The 13965-nt window shown below is 46.5% G+C and carries 16 protein-coding genes and 1 riboswitch; of the genes, 4 read left to right on the top strand and 12 right to left on the bottom strand.

The window, feature by feature from the left end; translation table 11 throughout:
- Positions 1–27: 27 nt before the first annotated feature.
- The 4 genes from AC4PHM_RS02010 to AC4PHM_RS01995 form a co-directional block, all read right to left on the bottom strand.
- Complete coding sequence (locus AC4PHM_RS02010) at positions 28–879, bottom strand: nucleotidyl transferase AbiEii/AbiGii toxin family protein (protein WP_492019234.1); 852 nt, start codon at positions 877–879, stop codon at positions 28–30.
- A 30-nt stretch (positions 880–909) separates the two neighbouring features.
- On the bottom strand, positions 910–1509 hold the full coding sequence (locus tag AC4PHM_RS02005) for a type IV toxin-antitoxin system AbiEi family antitoxin domain-containing protein (protein ID WP_492019233.1): 600 nt from the start codon (positions 1507–1509) through the stop codon (positions 910–912).
- A gap of 311 nt (positions 1510–1820) precedes the next feature.
- The gene (locus AC4PHM_RS02000; RefSeq protein WP_492019232.1) at positions 1821–2720 is read right to left on the bottom strand and encodes a stalk domain-containing protein; all 900 of its coding nucleotides are present in this window, start codon (positions 2718–2720) and stop codon (positions 1821–1823) included.
- A gap of 72 nt (positions 2721–2792) precedes the next feature.
- Positions 2793–2883: riboswitch (cyclic di-GMP riboswitch) on the bottom strand.
- Positions 2884–2995: 112 nt separating this feature from the next.
- Positions 2996–3334 (bottom strand): arsenate reductase family protein, encoded by a 339-nt coding sequence (locus tag AC4PHM_RS01995; protein WP_492019231.1) that lies wholly within the window; start codon positions 3332–3334, stop codon positions 2996–2998.
- 383 nt (positions 3335–3717) lie between these two features.
- Here AC4PHM_RS01995 and AC4PHM_RS01990 point away from each other — a divergent pair, with 383 nt between their 5' ends.
- Together AC4PHM_RS01990 and AC4PHM_RS01985 are read left to right on the top strand one after the other, a co-directional pair.
- Complete coding sequence (locus AC4PHM_RS01990; protein WP_492019230.1) at positions 3718–3915, top strand: 4Fe-4S binding protein; 198 nt, start codon at positions 3718–3720, stop codon at positions 3913–3915.
- Positions 3916–4170: 255 nt separating this feature from the next.
- On the top strand, positions 4171–4506 hold the full coding sequence (locus AC4PHM_RS01985) for a hypothetical protein (protein ID WP_492019229.1): 336 nt from the start codon (positions 4171–4173) through the stop codon (positions 4504–4506).
- Between the two features lie 183 nt (positions 4507–4689).
- Here AC4PHM_RS01985 and AC4PHM_RS01980 read toward each other — a convergent pair whose 3' ends face one another.
- Positions 4690–4980: a hypothetical protein gene (locus tag AC4PHM_RS01980; protein ID WP_492019228.1), complete on the bottom strand. Its 291-nt coding sequence runs from the start codon at positions 4978–4980 to the stop codon at positions 4690–4692.
- 343 nt (positions 4981–5323) lie between these two features.
- On the opposite strand from AC4PHM_RS01980, the gene wrbA reads away from it, so the two are divergent.
- Positions 5324–5935 (top strand): NAD(P)H:quinone oxidoreductase, encoded by a 612-nt coding sequence (gene wrbA / locus AC4PHM_RS01975; RefSeq protein ID WP_492019227.1) that lies wholly within the window; start codon positions 5324–5326, stop codon positions 5933–5935.
- Positions 5936–6173: 238 nt separating this feature from the next.
- Here wrbA and AC4PHM_RS01970 read toward each other — a convergent pair whose 3' ends face one another.
- The 5 genes from AC4PHM_RS01970 to AC4PHM_RS01950 all read right to left on the bottom strand — a co-directional run bounded on the left by AC4PHM_RS01970 (position 6174) and on the right by AC4PHM_RS01950 (position 10385).
- The gene (locus AC4PHM_RS01970) at positions 6174–6962 is read right to left on the bottom strand and encodes an SDR family oxidoreductase (RefSeq protein WP_492019226.1); all 789 of its coding nucleotides are present in this window, start codon (positions 6960–6962) and stop codon (positions 6174–6176) included.
- An 85-nt stretch (positions 6963–7047) separates the two neighbouring features.
- A complete protein-coding gene (locus AC4PHM_RS01965) occupies positions 7048–7554 on the bottom strand; it encodes a nucleotide triphosphate diphosphatase NUDT15 (RefSeq protein WP_492019225.1) in 507 nt (168 codons plus the stop codon).
- An 82-nt stretch (positions 7555–7636) separates the two neighbouring features.
- Positions 7637–8095, bottom strand: coding sequence for a GyrI-like domain-containing protein (locus AC4PHM_RS01960; RefSeq protein ID WP_492019224.1), 459 nt, complete (start codon positions 8093–8095; stop codon positions 7637–7639).
- Positions 8096–8317: 222 nt separating this feature from the next.
- Positions 8318–9286, bottom strand: a complete 969-nt coding sequence (locus tag AC4PHM_RS01955; RefSeq protein ID WP_492019223.1) for an esterase family protein — start codon at positions 9284–9286, stop codon at positions 8318–8320.
- Positions 9213–10385 carry an ATP-grasp domain-containing protein gene (locus tag AC4PHM_RS01950; protein ID WP_492019222.1) on the bottom strand — a complete coding sequence of 391 codons (1173 nt, stop codon included), beginning with the start codon at positions 10383–10385 and terminating at the stop codon, positions 9213–9215. Before AC4PHM_RS01950 ends, AC4PHM_RS01955 begins: the two co-directional genes overlap by 74 nt.
- Positions 10386–10988: 603 nt before the next feature.
- Between AC4PHM_RS01950 and AC4PHM_RS01945 the strand changes: the two genes are divergently transcribed.
- A complete protein-coding gene (locus tag AC4PHM_RS01945; protein WP_492018262.1) occupies positions 10989–12287 on the top strand; it encodes an IS110 family RNA-guided transposase in 1299 nt (432 codons plus the stop codon).
- 123 nt (positions 12288–12410) lie between these two features.
- Here AC4PHM_RS01945 and glyA read toward each other — a convergent pair whose 3' ends face one another.
- Positions 12411–13634: a serine hydroxymethyltransferase gene (gene glyA / locus AC4PHM_RS01940; RefSeq protein ID WP_492019221.1), complete on the bottom strand. Its 1224-nt coding sequence runs from the start codon at positions 13632–13634 to the stop codon at positions 12411–12413.
- 115 nt (positions 13635–13749) lie between these two features.
- Entirely contained in the window at positions 13750–13965 is a 216-nt protein-coding gene (gene thiS, locus AC4PHM_RS01935; protein ID WP_492019220.1) for a sulfur carrier protein ThiS, read from the bottom strand.

The following is a 13965-nucleotide window of genomic DNA, read 5'->3' as shown; positions in this document are numbered from 1 at the left end:
GGCACCCGCTATTCTTTTTGAAGTAATTTACTTATTGTCATTTGAATATAGATATTGCGCGACTTCTAGAACATTGTTTGTCACGTCTGCGAACGTTAAGTCAGAGGCATAATAGTTATCAGCCTGATAATTAACCCAAAGTTTCTCCAATGCAGGCTCTTTTTGAATTTCTTCACATATCTCATTCCATTGCTTCATATACTCGGATGAGCCCCTTTTTCTTGCGGTGTTTTCAACCGCCCTTCTAAAGTCATTTTTGCATATTTCTCCAAATCGACTTTTGAACAAAAAGTGGAGGTCATAAAAATCTCTGGCTCTTGTAGTTCCAATGTTTCTCCGGATAATTGTTTCGAATTTTTCAGCTAAAATCGTCTCAATATTATATGCCATCACAGAAATAGTTTTATCATCGAAGAATAATTTGTAGGCGTAATCAATAGCTGCTGGTGTTATAACATCCCCAGTTGTTATGTCAATTTTCATAGGTACATTAATTTTACCGTACAAAGCTTTAATGTGGATACGATAGTTGTCGTAAACATCACCCTCTCTGATAGGCTCCATCTTTTGAAATATAAATTGAATTCCGTCCCCGACATCATTCTGAAGCAAGTCCATAATTACCTCTCTTATCTCATCCTCATTCATTGGGATCCCTCTTACCGTTGCGTCCATATCCAAAGTGCTTCTATTTTCGACACCAATCATTGAAGCGATTAGCAGACCACCTTTTAAAATAAAATTGTTCTTATATTTCGATATGGACAATCTTTCCAAAATTCTTTCAAAGAGATACATATGCAGGACTTCCTGCGACTTCAAATTTTTATCTTTCGAAAAATTACGTAATGCACCTTTCATTTGTTCAGGTGTTTTCATTGACATCCCTCCATTTTTTTATACAGGGCATTAGATCAGAACTTCTAAATAAATCCTGATTTCATTTTCACATCCTAAATGTTTTGCGTATTTTATAATTTTTCTTATATTGCTTCCAGACTTAAAATACTCTTTTAAAGCATGTGTATAGAGCTGCATATCCATGTTTTTCTTATTACGAATCAAATCACAAATGCAGCGTTCCTTGTCATACACTTTGATTTCAGCGCCCATAGGCGACTTCACATTTTCTATGCCTAAAGGCCATAACTCTTTACTTACATAATGAAACCGAAGATCAGGATAAGTCTTTTTAATTCTGGAACAGTTGTAACCTTGCGGAACACTCACATCAAAAAAGTGAGGTACACGATCAGACATACCTTGTATATAAAGTGCTGTTCCATATGAAAAAACAATCTTGTCACTTCTTAATTGAATCAATTTAAACTCATCTACCACATTCGATGCCAACGAATAGATCCCTTGCGATTCTCTAATAAGACTCCCGTCTTCAACATAAGGTTTGATTACCATCCTCCTTAAACCGGCATCTTCAATCTGCTTAGTTGTAACAATACCATCATTATTCTCAGCAATTTTCTTTATGGTTTTAAAGGTCGAATCCATAGAGTCACCACTTTCCTCTCATCATTTACAACCGTGATTTAATTATACTTTTTTAACGCACGTTTGTAAACGAATGATTTTCAGTTAAGATGTTTTACCCGTACCTGGCACGATTTTCGGAACGCTGACGTTTAATTTTTTTGACAAGTCTGCTATTACAGGCTTTCAGCAAAAACATCTTCATCATCTTCATTTTGGGTGTCAGGTACGGGAAGTGAAAAAGAGCGGTTGGCAAGGTGGATTAGGATCCCTTGACAACCGCTCTTCACTATTTCAGCAGGTATAATATTAGATTAATGATCAGCCTGTAACTATTCCTCAGTTTCAGTTAATTCTGTTTCTTCTTCCAAAGCGTTATCTTCTGCTTCTTCAGGCTCATCAGACTCTTCAGTCGTTTCAGTCATTTGAACCGTTTGATCCACTTCGACTTCTTCTATCGTGATGTCCCCATCCTCATAATCCACTTCAAAACCCATTTGCTCTGCAATAAATCTGAGTGGGACTACGGTTCTGCCGTTCATGGCTTGAGCGGGAACGTCAAGTTGAATAGTACCATCATTGACAACGACTTCTGTTTCTCCAAGTGTCAGAACAATCATCTGGTCACCTTTTGTAATAGTCACTGTTTGATCGACCGGATTCCATTTAACTTCAGCACCAAAAGCCTGGACCAGTGCCCTCACCGGCACTAAAGTGCGCCCGGATTTAATGACAGGCGGCGTATCAAAACCAAGATGTTTGCCTTTGACAATGATATTTTCGACCGGAAGAACTTGAATAGTTGAATCCGCTTGGACGAGCGCTACGCCAATTGCATCGATTGTTGTGAGCTCTTCCTGTGTATAGCCATTTTTGATGACACTCTTGAGTGCAGCTTTGGCTGCTGCGAAACTCGCTTTAGCAGTTGCCAGCTCTGCGGCTTTAGCCAGTGCGCCTTCTGTATCTCCCGCCGCCACCAGTGTCTCATATTCTAATTCGAGAGTATCCTTAGAAACTTCCAATTGTTCTTTAAGCACCTCTGCAGCATCTTTCGCAGCTTTCCACGCCTCATCCCGAACTACCTTCACTGGTTTGGTTTGTTCTGTGACCATCGGCTTAACCTTTACTTCTTTTTCAGGCTTTGCGGCTACGGACGGCATGACGCTCATGGTGAGAACTAAAACAAGCATCAAAAAAAGCACTAACCCCTTACTCCTGCTGTTGCGTTTCATCTGTCTTCCTCCCTTTGGTTTGGAATTGCAGAATCATGCTCCAGGAACGCTATAGTGCCTGTGAAGTCATCCTTCGGCGGTGCGGCCACCATGGCATCCTTTCAGATGCTTTAGGTCCGTCACTTTGCGTCCCGGCCTTTCAGCCGGTTTGCCATTTCGGAGATGATCTGCCTATGTAATTGTATAGCCTCATTATACTCCAAGTATAGGTGATGTCAACGGCTTGAAGCGGGTTATGAGGATATTATTTTTGGGGAAAAACAGGGTGTTCATCCTTACAACCAAGTCTTCCAGATCTCAGGACAATACCCAAGCGTCGCTTGCTTGCCATTACGCACTATGGGTGTCTTAAAGAGCTTGGGATGATTCAAAAGGATCTCCGCACGCAGCTCGTGACCGCCAATGCGGTCCAGATTGAGCTCTTTGTAAAGTGGCGATTCCATGTCAAATAAAGCATTGAGCCCCAACGCTGCGGCGACACAGTTCAGTTCCCCTTTGCTTAGGCCCTTGTCCAGCAGATCTATCTTTTGAAACTTAATGCCCCGCTCTTTAAAATACCGCTCTGCTTTTTTCGTATCAAAGCATTTCGACTTCCCGAAAATTTGAATATTCATATTTAGCCTCCAAGATCACAATTTCTAGGTTTTTTCCATTGTCTCACGATCCGGCAGGTCATTCAAGCAGCGGGTTCAGCAATTATCATAATTTAACTTGTGGATAATAGAACATAACACTCGCGAACAACTTCAACTTTGGGGACGTGGACAAAAACCATTTCAGTGCCTGTCACCCACTCAAAAACCGTGCCAGAGCTTTCGCATGAATATTAATTATTCACCTTTATACTGTTCTGCAGCGCGTCACCAAAGCCACACAAATTTCTCATTTCCATTCGCCCTAAAATCCCCCCTCAACATTCTTGACACCCTCTTTAAGTTCGGGTATAGTGTTATTAACAACCCCCTATGGTAGGGGGTGCAGAAAGGAGCCACCACTCTTGAAAAAAGCCTTTATAGTTAAAAATAAATGCGATCAATCTCCATTTTGTCCAGTTAAACGCGTCTGCCCGACCGGCGCTGTGACTCAAAAAAGAAAGTTCCTAAAAGCAGAGCATCCCATCATAGACGCCGCCCTTTGCATAGGCTGCAAAAAATGCGTTGCTGTCTGTCCCCATGGCGCTGTCGCAATGAAATAGGCTGCCGTCTGATCCCCAAATTACTTATCCAAAGTGCCGCATGATTCGAGAGCTATGAATCAGCGGTATTTTATTTGACAAGATTCACCTCAAACACCAGTCCCCAGCTCCTGCCTCCAGTCATCCCGTCCATATAAACCCATCACAAAAAACTTCCAAAAACAACTTGACTATTTATTAATATATGCTATTATTTATAACAGATAAAGATTAAATATCACATTGATTGTATATATATTCAACGGAGGGATAAGTATGAAAGGCTACATCGTACTCAACAATGGCATGGTCATCAACGGCAACTTTGAGGGCAAGACCGCCAACGTCCTTGGCAGCATTTCATGCTCAGACACCGGCAGCATTTCCATACACTGCGACGCAAACGGCACCTGCGTCACCATCGTTGACGCATCAGCCCCAGCTGGCACAGCCGAAGGCATCTTCACCACCGACGCCTTCGATCTCCTAGCCTCCAAACTCAGCGCCGGTGACAACCACCTGGCTAAGCTCGTTATCGACGACCTGCCTTTTGACTATCACCTCTATGATGTCAAAACCTGGCTCGGCTTCGATCACCTCATTGCTTCCTAATTTCAAATCCACAAGCTCACAAAGCTCCAGGCAACACGCCTAGGAGCTTTTTTATTTCTCCAAAACATTTCAATATCCAACATTAATCGCCTTACAAACAAAAACGGGAAGCCGGCGCCCACAGCCACAGCTGCATCACACCTTCTCCCCGCTCGTCACCCATTTCAAAAGTTACCCATTCACCTAGGCTGATTCAAGACCTTTGCCGATGGTCTTAGCCGCCTCAAGCCTCTTATTCCTATAATAGATCAAAAGATCAATAGTCACCATAACCATATTGATAGCATACAGCACCATGACTAGATCCCGGCTATTGAGCCACTTATGGGTCAGTCCACTCAGATAGCCAATAATAATAACATAGGAGAACACAGGACTTTTCCCGCCCGTGCTCCTGCTGGTCCAGGATTTATGTATGGAAATTGGCCATGCAAAGCCAAAGCATGTCAGCATCACAATTTCAAATATACTCATTAAAGTCCCTCCAACTCTGAATCTCTGCGTTTTGTATACATAACGCCTTTGTCTCATCCATTATAAATCAGGATGACTTCCAGGTAAACCCCTTTGACATGATTTCCACAAAATAGAGCAGACCATAGAGCAGTCCTGCTCTTATTATAGCAAATCCCTAGTACCCCCTCTGCAAAACTAGTCAATTTTGATGAATCACTGGTAATTCACCACAAAATACTACTAATTAGAATTATTTTCGAAAAAGTACTTCCAATTAGTAATAAATGTGTTATAATGAGAACAGTTATCAAACACAAAACAACATTCAAATAAAAACAACCACTTGAAAGGGGTATTTCAAATGTCAAACACAAAATTAGCAATCGTCTATTACAGTGCTACAGGAATCAACTATCAGCTCGCCCAGTGGGCAAAAGAAGCTGCAGAGTCCACAGGTGCTGATGTCCGACTCGTTAAAGCTCAAGAGCTTGCTCCGGAAGCAGTTATTGAAGGTAATCCAGCATGGAAAGCTAATGTCGAAGCCACTAAGCATATTCCAACCGCGACCTCCGACGACCTCGACTGGGCCGATGCCATCCTCTTCAGCGTCCCAACCCGATTCGGCAATATGGCATCTCAAATGAAGAACTTCATTGACATTCAAGGCGGCCTCTGGGCACAAGGCAAATTGGCCAACAAAGCGGTCAGCGCCATGTCCTCAGCACAGAACCCTCATGGCGGCCAGGAAGCAACTATCCTTTCCCTCTACACTTCCATGATGCACTGGGGCGCCATCATAGTCGCGCCTGGTTACACCGACGCTTCTATCTTCAAAGCCGGCGGCAATCCTTATGGCACCTCCGTCACACAAGGACAGGATGGCAAACCGGTTGAGGATGTTAAGGATGCTGTCGCCCACCAAACCAAGCGACTCATCGAGACTGCTGGCTGGATTAAAAAAGGCCGCGCGTAAGCGCTCTCACAAAAACAAAACCCGATTAAACATCGATTTTCCTCCAAAAATCCCCGCAGCGCCTGAAGCATTGCGGGGATTTTCTATGTCTTTAAAACGAGAACTGGGTGTCTGACACCCAGTTCCTCAAAATGAAAACCCGGTGTCATCGGCTAGTGCCTGATGATACTGAGCGCCGCCTACAAAAAGACAGGATAAAATGGACGTCTCATCCACTTTATCCTGTCTTTTCTCATTTTCACAGCGCCTTTGTCAATCCACCATCCACCAGCACCGTCTGTCCGGTGATGTAAGTGTTGGCTTCTGAGCACAGAAAAACAGCTAGTTTCCCATACTCTGACGGCTTCCCATAGCGGCCCAGCGGAATATTCTTGAAGGTTTCTCTCTCAATCTCTTCCACAGACACATTCATGCGGTCTGCCCTGATCTGGTCCAGATAGGTGATTCTCAAAGTCCCAATGCGGCCAGGGCCTATGACGTTGACGAGGATCCCATCGGGACCAAGCTCCTGGGAAAGGCTCTTGGAGAGGCCCACGACACCATTTCGGAAGGTGTTGGACAGGATCAGATTCTCAAGCACTTGTTTCACCGAAGAAGAAGTTGAGTTCAGAATCCGTCCTCCCCCGCACGCTTTCATATGCGGCAGCACCAGACGGATCATCCGGACGTAGGACAGCAGCGTCAGCTCAAAAGCACTCTGCCAGACGTCATCCTCAAACTGCTCAAAAGTGCCCGCCGGCGGTCCGCCGGCGTTGTTGACCAGGGCATAAATGGAGCCATAGGCTTTGACGGTCTCCTCCACCAGGTGCGAGAGGTCCTCAGGCTTTCGTAGATCACCCACACAGTACAGCGGACGGCGGCCGCTTAAAATCTCAATTTCATCCGCTGCCGCTTTCAGCTTCACTTCCGAAGAACTGAACAGCATGACATTGGCGCCTTCCATGGCAAATTCCGCAGCAATGGCTTTACCGAGGCCATCACTTGAGGCCAGTACAATGACCGTTTTGTTCTTGAGTCCTAAATCCAAACCAATCACCTGCTCCTTTCGCGTCTATAGCTACAGTTGAACCAACCATGTACATAATAACGGGCGGGCGCGTCTAATCAATCAATCAATCAATTAAACCCTTGTCCTTCAGGGACTTCAGCACCAAACCGTCCGTCGGGAAAGCCAGGACCATGTCCGAAGACTCCAAATCCTCAAAGGAAAAGAAGCCAACTTGATCCAGGTCGTCGAGGGGCATTGGATCCCCCTCCGCCTGCGCCAGAAACCAGAGGCCCACCGTATGCTGCGCTGGATTGTGAAAATTGGAATGCACCGCGAAGACGTCGCCCAGGTCAAAGTCCAGCCCAGTCTCTTCCTTCATTTCCCGAACGAGGGCATCCCGGACGTCTTCGGTATATTCTACATAACCACAGGGAATGCACCATGTGCCGCTGTAGCTGCCTATGCGCCGTCCAAGCAGAACTTTACGGTCCCGGATCAGGATCGCGGCAACGCCGACTGCAGGGTTTTGGAAGAAAACAAAGCCGCAGGACGTGCATTTAGGCCGGTTGACATCCTGGGTTTCCTCCAGGGACAGGTGCCCGCCACATTTGGGGCAGTGTTGGTATCTCAAGTGGGAAATTCACCTCCTTCAAGGGATAAAGTTTGCCGATGGTGATGGTACCTCAACCATCGGTTAAAAAAAGTTCTCGATTTTACTTAACCAAAAAGACCACCTTGGTCAGAAGCTCGCTCTCCGGCACTTCCTCCGGACTGTTGTAATAATATTCATAGACAACCCCGGTAGGTTCAATGGCCCGTTCGGCCATCCACTGGTTGAGGGCTTCATAAATGGCGGTCATGCCAGCATATGCCCCTTGGTACATACCGGCGACCTTCTTGCCAGCAGGAATCTCGCCAGACTGAATCGCAGAGCTGCCCTCAAGCATCCGAGCAACGGGGACGCCAATTTCCACCTCCAGGGCGGACATATCCATATTGTAGTAAGCGACAAACGGCATATCCGCCGGCTGCTCACCAAGCTGATACAGATGGCCAAAAATGGCTTCATAGGCTTTGCCAATCACCACCGGAAGCTGGTCCACAGAGGTCACATGCCGCTGGGACAGCACCGGTTGAGCGGCTGTTTCGAACAACTCAATTCCATAATACATACAACTTCCTCCATTCCGGAAACCACATGCCTGACACAGGCATTCCACAGACGACATGCTGTCACACGAACCCAGTCAAAGAGTTTTTACCCCGCTTTAGTGGGGTGAAAACCTTCAAAAGCGGAAGTTTTTGGAGAAAATAATCTTTACCTGATACAAGTCCAAAAATAAGAAACGGGTGTCCAAAGCCGCTTGTCAGCCCTTTCGACACCCGTTTCATATTTATCTCAGTTTTCCCTGATCCTGCAGTCTGCCCAGGAAATGCGGCATCTGGACCCGCCACCAAGGCCAGTCATGGTCCACATCATAGCCCCAATAATCAATCCAGGCCGGAATGCTTTTCGCTTTCAAGATCTCTTCTATGGCCCGGGTGTCGCGGATGGTGTCCTCTTCCCACAGGCCCAGGCCGGTGCAGATGATAATATTGCCCCGTCTGTAGGCCTCCAGGTAGTGATTGTCCTGCATATTCTTCAGGTAATCCACCGGCGAGTTGATGTAGACGTCGTAGTCGCCTATGTTTTCACCCACGAAGAAGCGCGCGTCGTAGATGCCACTGAGGGCAATGACCGTATCGAAGACGTCCGGATGGCGGAAGTAGAAGTTGACGCTGTGGTAGCCGCCCATGCTGCAGCCCGTAGCGATCATGCCGCCCTTCCAGTTGGCGTGGTGGCGGATGAAGGGCACCAGCTCCTCGATGATGTAGGCGTCGTAGGCATTGTGGTGCCGCGCGCGGTCACCGGGCCACCCGAACTTGCTCAGCCAGGTTTCGGCGTCAATGCTGTCCGGGGTGTAGACGCGGATCAGGCCGTTTTCAATGAAGGGCGCGATTGCCTCGATCATTTTGAAGTCCTCGTATTCGTAAAAGCGTCCGCCGCTGGACGGGAACACGATCATGGGTTTGCCGGCGTGGCCGTAGCTTTTGAATTCCATGTAGCGCCCCAGGCGCGAGCTGTAGAACTGATGATAATCGACTTGCATGCTGGTTACCCTCCTTAAAATTCCTGCCGATGGTCGCGTCAACCAAAACCTAATGTTGAGTTTGGGGTGGGGTCTCCATCGGCAGAATTTTTTTATCTTTGATAAGAAATACTTTTGGCAGCTGCTGCCTACGCCTGTGTTAGGCGTTCTCCCGGGCCATGATGAAGCGGCTGGCTTCCTTGAGGGGCTCGAGTTCAGGGGAGCGGACGACAATGGCGTAGTCGCCTATGGCCGCGGCGAAGATCGACGCAATTGGGCCATGGTGGACGACCAGGTCGCCAAACTTGTCCAGCGAGTCGCTGGTGGAATGGCTGTGGCGGATGAGGCCGCGCTGCTTGAGGCCCACGTAGGCACAGTAGTAAGGGCGCTTGGCGTCGATCTCCACGGGTTTACCGGCGACGAGCTTCGCGTACTGGCTGAAAAAGTCGAGGTCGTTGGAGAAGTTGAACATGTCCATGGAAAGGCCCCCCGGCGGTCGGACATTGACTTCGAGGCCGATGAGCTTCTGGTCCTTCTGACGGAAGAATTCAATGTGGAAGAAGCGCTCTCTCAGGTTGAAGGCTTTTACGGCAGCGAGTCCAAGTTTCTTGAGGTCCTCCGGGATTTCGCGCTGGCTGTAGTAAAACATGTCCAGCTGGTCGTTGACGGTTTCCATAACGCCTTTGTCGAAGATGAAGGAATTCATGAACACGACGTCGCCGCTGCGGTCCACAAGGCCGTCGAAGGTGTGGATCTCGCCTTCAATGAATTCTTCCATGATGTAATCCGTATCCGGCTTGGTTTCGAAGAACCTGTCCAGGTCGGCGTCGTTCTTGATTTTGTAGGTGTTGGCGGCACCCACGCCGTTGTCCGGCTTGGCGCAGACGGGATAACCGGTTTCCTTGATGAGGGCTTTGGCCTCTTCCGGAGTTTTTATGACCTTGCCGCGGGCGACTGGGACTTTGGCGCTTCTGAAGACTTCCTTCATTTTGGATTTAAATTTGACACTGGCCATATCTTCGTTTTTAAAGCCAAAGACGTTGAAGTCCGTTCGAAGCTGGGCATCCTGCTCGAGCCAATATTCATTGTGGGACTCAATCCGGTCGATTTTGCCGTATTTGAAGGTAAAATAACCGCAGGCCTTGAGCATCTGGCTGTAGTCTTCCATGTCGTCCACCTTGAAGTATTCGGTCATGGCTGATTTGAGCTCCGGATCGAGGTTATCATAAGGCTCGGAACCAACACCCAGGACGTTAACTCCCTCTTCTTTCAGGCGGATCGCAAAATATTTGAAATTGGATGGAAAGTACGGTGATACAAAGACATAATTCATGGTTGTCACCTCGCTGATTTATGAAATCTTCTGACATTGAAATGATTTCATGATTTTTGGTTAACCTATCTTAACATAGAATGGGGGTGATTGAAAGAAGTAGGGCGCAGGGTGACGGGGGTTTGGTGAAAATAAGGCAAAATTTTGAAAGGATTCAAAAAGAAAAGGCCAAAAGGAGCGCCGCTGCGCGTTTGGAAGCGCAGCGAGGCCGAACCTTTTGGCTGATGGAGGGGGGTGCATATATTACAGAATCATTACCGTCCCCAACTTGTAAGATAGAGATAGGTTAGATAAGCACTTGATGACCGAACGTTCCTTGAAAACTAAGTATATATTGTTCAGATGAATCAGAGGCTCAATTGTTGATGAAAGCCAGTCTACATGATGTTATAATCTCACTTGTCAGAGAGATAGACATGCTCCCCAACTGGATCCCTCATCTCGAGGCTTTATCCGCGATTAAGAGTGTCACTCCACAAGAACGATTCGATGTTTAGCTGGTTGGGCCACCTTCGTGTGTTACCCGTTTCAAACGCAAGTTTGTTAGACGTTCTTCATACAGTGGAAGCTCTGATTCATTCTGTACGAAAGGTTGTGCTAGTTTTGTCCCGATTTATTGATGATTTTGTAGTGGGCTTCGATGTCTCTTCAGAGTTTTCTTTTGTTGCCATGTTAGAGCCGTCGGGTGCTCTGATTCGAAAACCTTTTCGAATTGATCACAACCCCTCTGGATTCCAAAAACTATTAGAGATTCTCAAAAACGAAGAAGAGCGGTTACAACGAAAGCCCATCTACTTCGTAGAATCTACGGGTATCTTTCATTTACCACTCTTCTTCTTTCTGAGATCGAATGACCTCAAAGGATTTGTCCTCAACCCTTTGTCTGTACATTCTATCAAAAATCTTGACATAAGAAAAGTGAAAAACGATTCAAAAGATGCTGAAAAGATTGCAAAACTTGCGAAGTATCAAAACGTTAAGTTTTCAATTATTCCTGAGCCCCAAGTCCTCGCACTTCGTATGATGGTAAGAGAGTACTATTCACTCTCTGATACTATCACTGAAATGAAAAACCGGCTTAGCACAGATCTTTATCTACTGTTCCCTGGATATAGAAAAGTCTTCTCAGAGCCTTATGGCAAAGCCTCTTTGGCGCTTCTAAAGGACTTTTCAACCCCTATGGATATCTTATCTGCGGAGCGCTCTATACTCATAGAATTGATTGCTAAACATGGTCGTAAAGGTGCGTCTTGGGCTTCGAAGAAAGTGGATGGACTACTTGAGTATGCTTCCAATGCTGCTTCTATGCCCATGGAATTCTCAATGCTGGGGATTAAGATAAAAATCTGTGTGGATAATATCATAAGTCTTCAAAAGAATTTGGAAAGCATCGTTAACAAGATCCGTGAAATTGTTAATTCTATGGACTTTCCGGCAACAGTTAAACGTCAAATCGAGCTGATAGACCAACTCCCTGGAATAGGCTACATTTCCGCTGTAACACTGATCGCCGAGATCGGTGATTTTAGGATGTTCAAGTCCCCAAAGGCATTTGTTGCATACTTTGGCATTGATCCAAGTGTTAACGAATCAGGGAAGTTTAAAGGGGATCAAAATAAGATCTCCAAACGAGGCACTCGAATTGGGCGAAGAGTCCTGTTTACGGTTGCATTAACCGCAATAAGTACTAAGAGCAATGGCGAGGAAGTCAACCCAATCCTGAGGGACTATTATCAGAAAAAATGTGGAAGCAAGAAGAAAAAAGTTGCACTCGTTGCAGTTATGCATAAGCTATTACACTATATTTTTGCAGTATTGCGAGATGATAAGCCATTTGAAGTCAGACAGCCAGAAGAACACCAATCCTGGAGAGCGGCAAAACTACAACTTATAGCTGCCTGATTCAATGGAATTGAAAAATAGCCATTGTTCGTACTTTTCAATGGCTTAGTTTGTTGTACCCATTTTTTAAACTCAATTTTTTTATCTTTCTTAAAGAAAAGAATTGACTTTCCTTAGCTGGTCTTAAAAAGCAAACGCGACACCTTGGAATTTCGAAACTAAAGCTTCAACGTCTTTAGAAATCACAGCTGCATCCTCTTTAAGAATCAGCGACCTGTAGATGAGCTGAGCGATCTGATCCATATCGCCTTCCTTCATACCACGGCGGGTGATTTCAGAGGTGCCAATTCTAATTTCCGGGCTTGCGCCCGAAAAGTCATCTGAGCAAAGTATGTTTGCCTGCTCAAGATGCTTGGCAGGACCCACCTGCACCTGTGCGCCAGCGTCAACCAGGATAATATGTGACTCGGAGAATCCCCGGTTCTTGCCAAGGACATTAAATCCAACTTTCTCCAGCGCCATAGCAAGCGCCTTTGAATTCGCCACGATCTGTTTCGCATAGGCAGGACCAAAGGTCTTCATCTCCAGCAGGGATGCCGCCAGAGCCGGAATTCTAAAGAGATGATGGCTAGTCACCAGTGAAGGCGACAAAGTCTCCCCAACTTTCTTCATCAGTTCACGGTTGTTGGATGTCACAAACCCTCCCTGCGGTCCCGGGAAAGACTTATGCGTACTGCCAAACATGATATCTGCGCCTTCATCCAAAGGGTTCGGGAACACACCACCGGCAATCAAGCCCGTCACATGGGACGCATCGTAAGCAATGTAGAAGCCCAGCTCATCCGCAAGAGCTCTGAACTGTCGCACCGGCTCCGGAAAAAGCGTCCCCGACCCGCCAAAGATGACGAGCTTCGGCTTTTCGGCACGGATCTGCGCCTCAAGCTTTGCGTTATCCACCGCCCGGTCCTCATTAAAAGCCATATACTTAACATTAATGGTCTTATTAAAATGGCTTACTTGACACATTGGCCCCACAAGACCATGCCCCCAGTTTTCCAGGCTGACCTCAATGACCAGATCCCCCGGATCCAGCAGTGCCAGCACCACAGACATACCCGCCATGTGGCCGCCAATTGGTCTCAGATCCACGTACTCCCCATGAAAAACCTCTTTCATCAGCTCATGGGTCTGAACCTCAAAATCATTGATATATTTATTTCCTGTATAATCACGCACAGATGGATTAAGCGTTGCGTAGCACCCATAACGGTTGCCAAAATCGTTGTCCAGATAGCTGCGCACTTTCATGCTGGTGTAGTTTTCAGACGCGATCAGATTCAAGCAGTTGCTTCGGTATGCATCGTGCTGCTTCAAAAGCGCGTCCAAATCTCCAAGGGATTTGAACATAACATTTCCTCCTTATTTTCCATTGCCTCGTTTTCACGCGCTCAAAAGAGCTTTTGCCGATGGTCACCTTTCCCCAACCCGGCCCTAGCCCAATAGGCCCTAGTCGCAATAGGCGCTAGCCGCCCCCAAGTGGCCTGAAAACTGTCACTATATCCGCTTCCTTTAACTCATACGTTGGATAGGTTTTCATGAGAAGCGGTGTTTTGTTGACAAAGACGGCGACAGACTTGGGAAAACCTTTGAAACTCAAGAGTTCGCTGACGGTCATGCCCGCATCGATTTCACACAGCTTATGATTCAGCGTAATGCTGATTCTCTTTGTCTCACCCAC

It is taken from the genome of Acidaminobacter sp. QWL-03 (assembly GCF_058683855.1).
The sequence above is the reverse complement of the archived record's forward strand: the minus strand, read 5'-3'. Positions and strand labels throughout refer to the sequence as shown.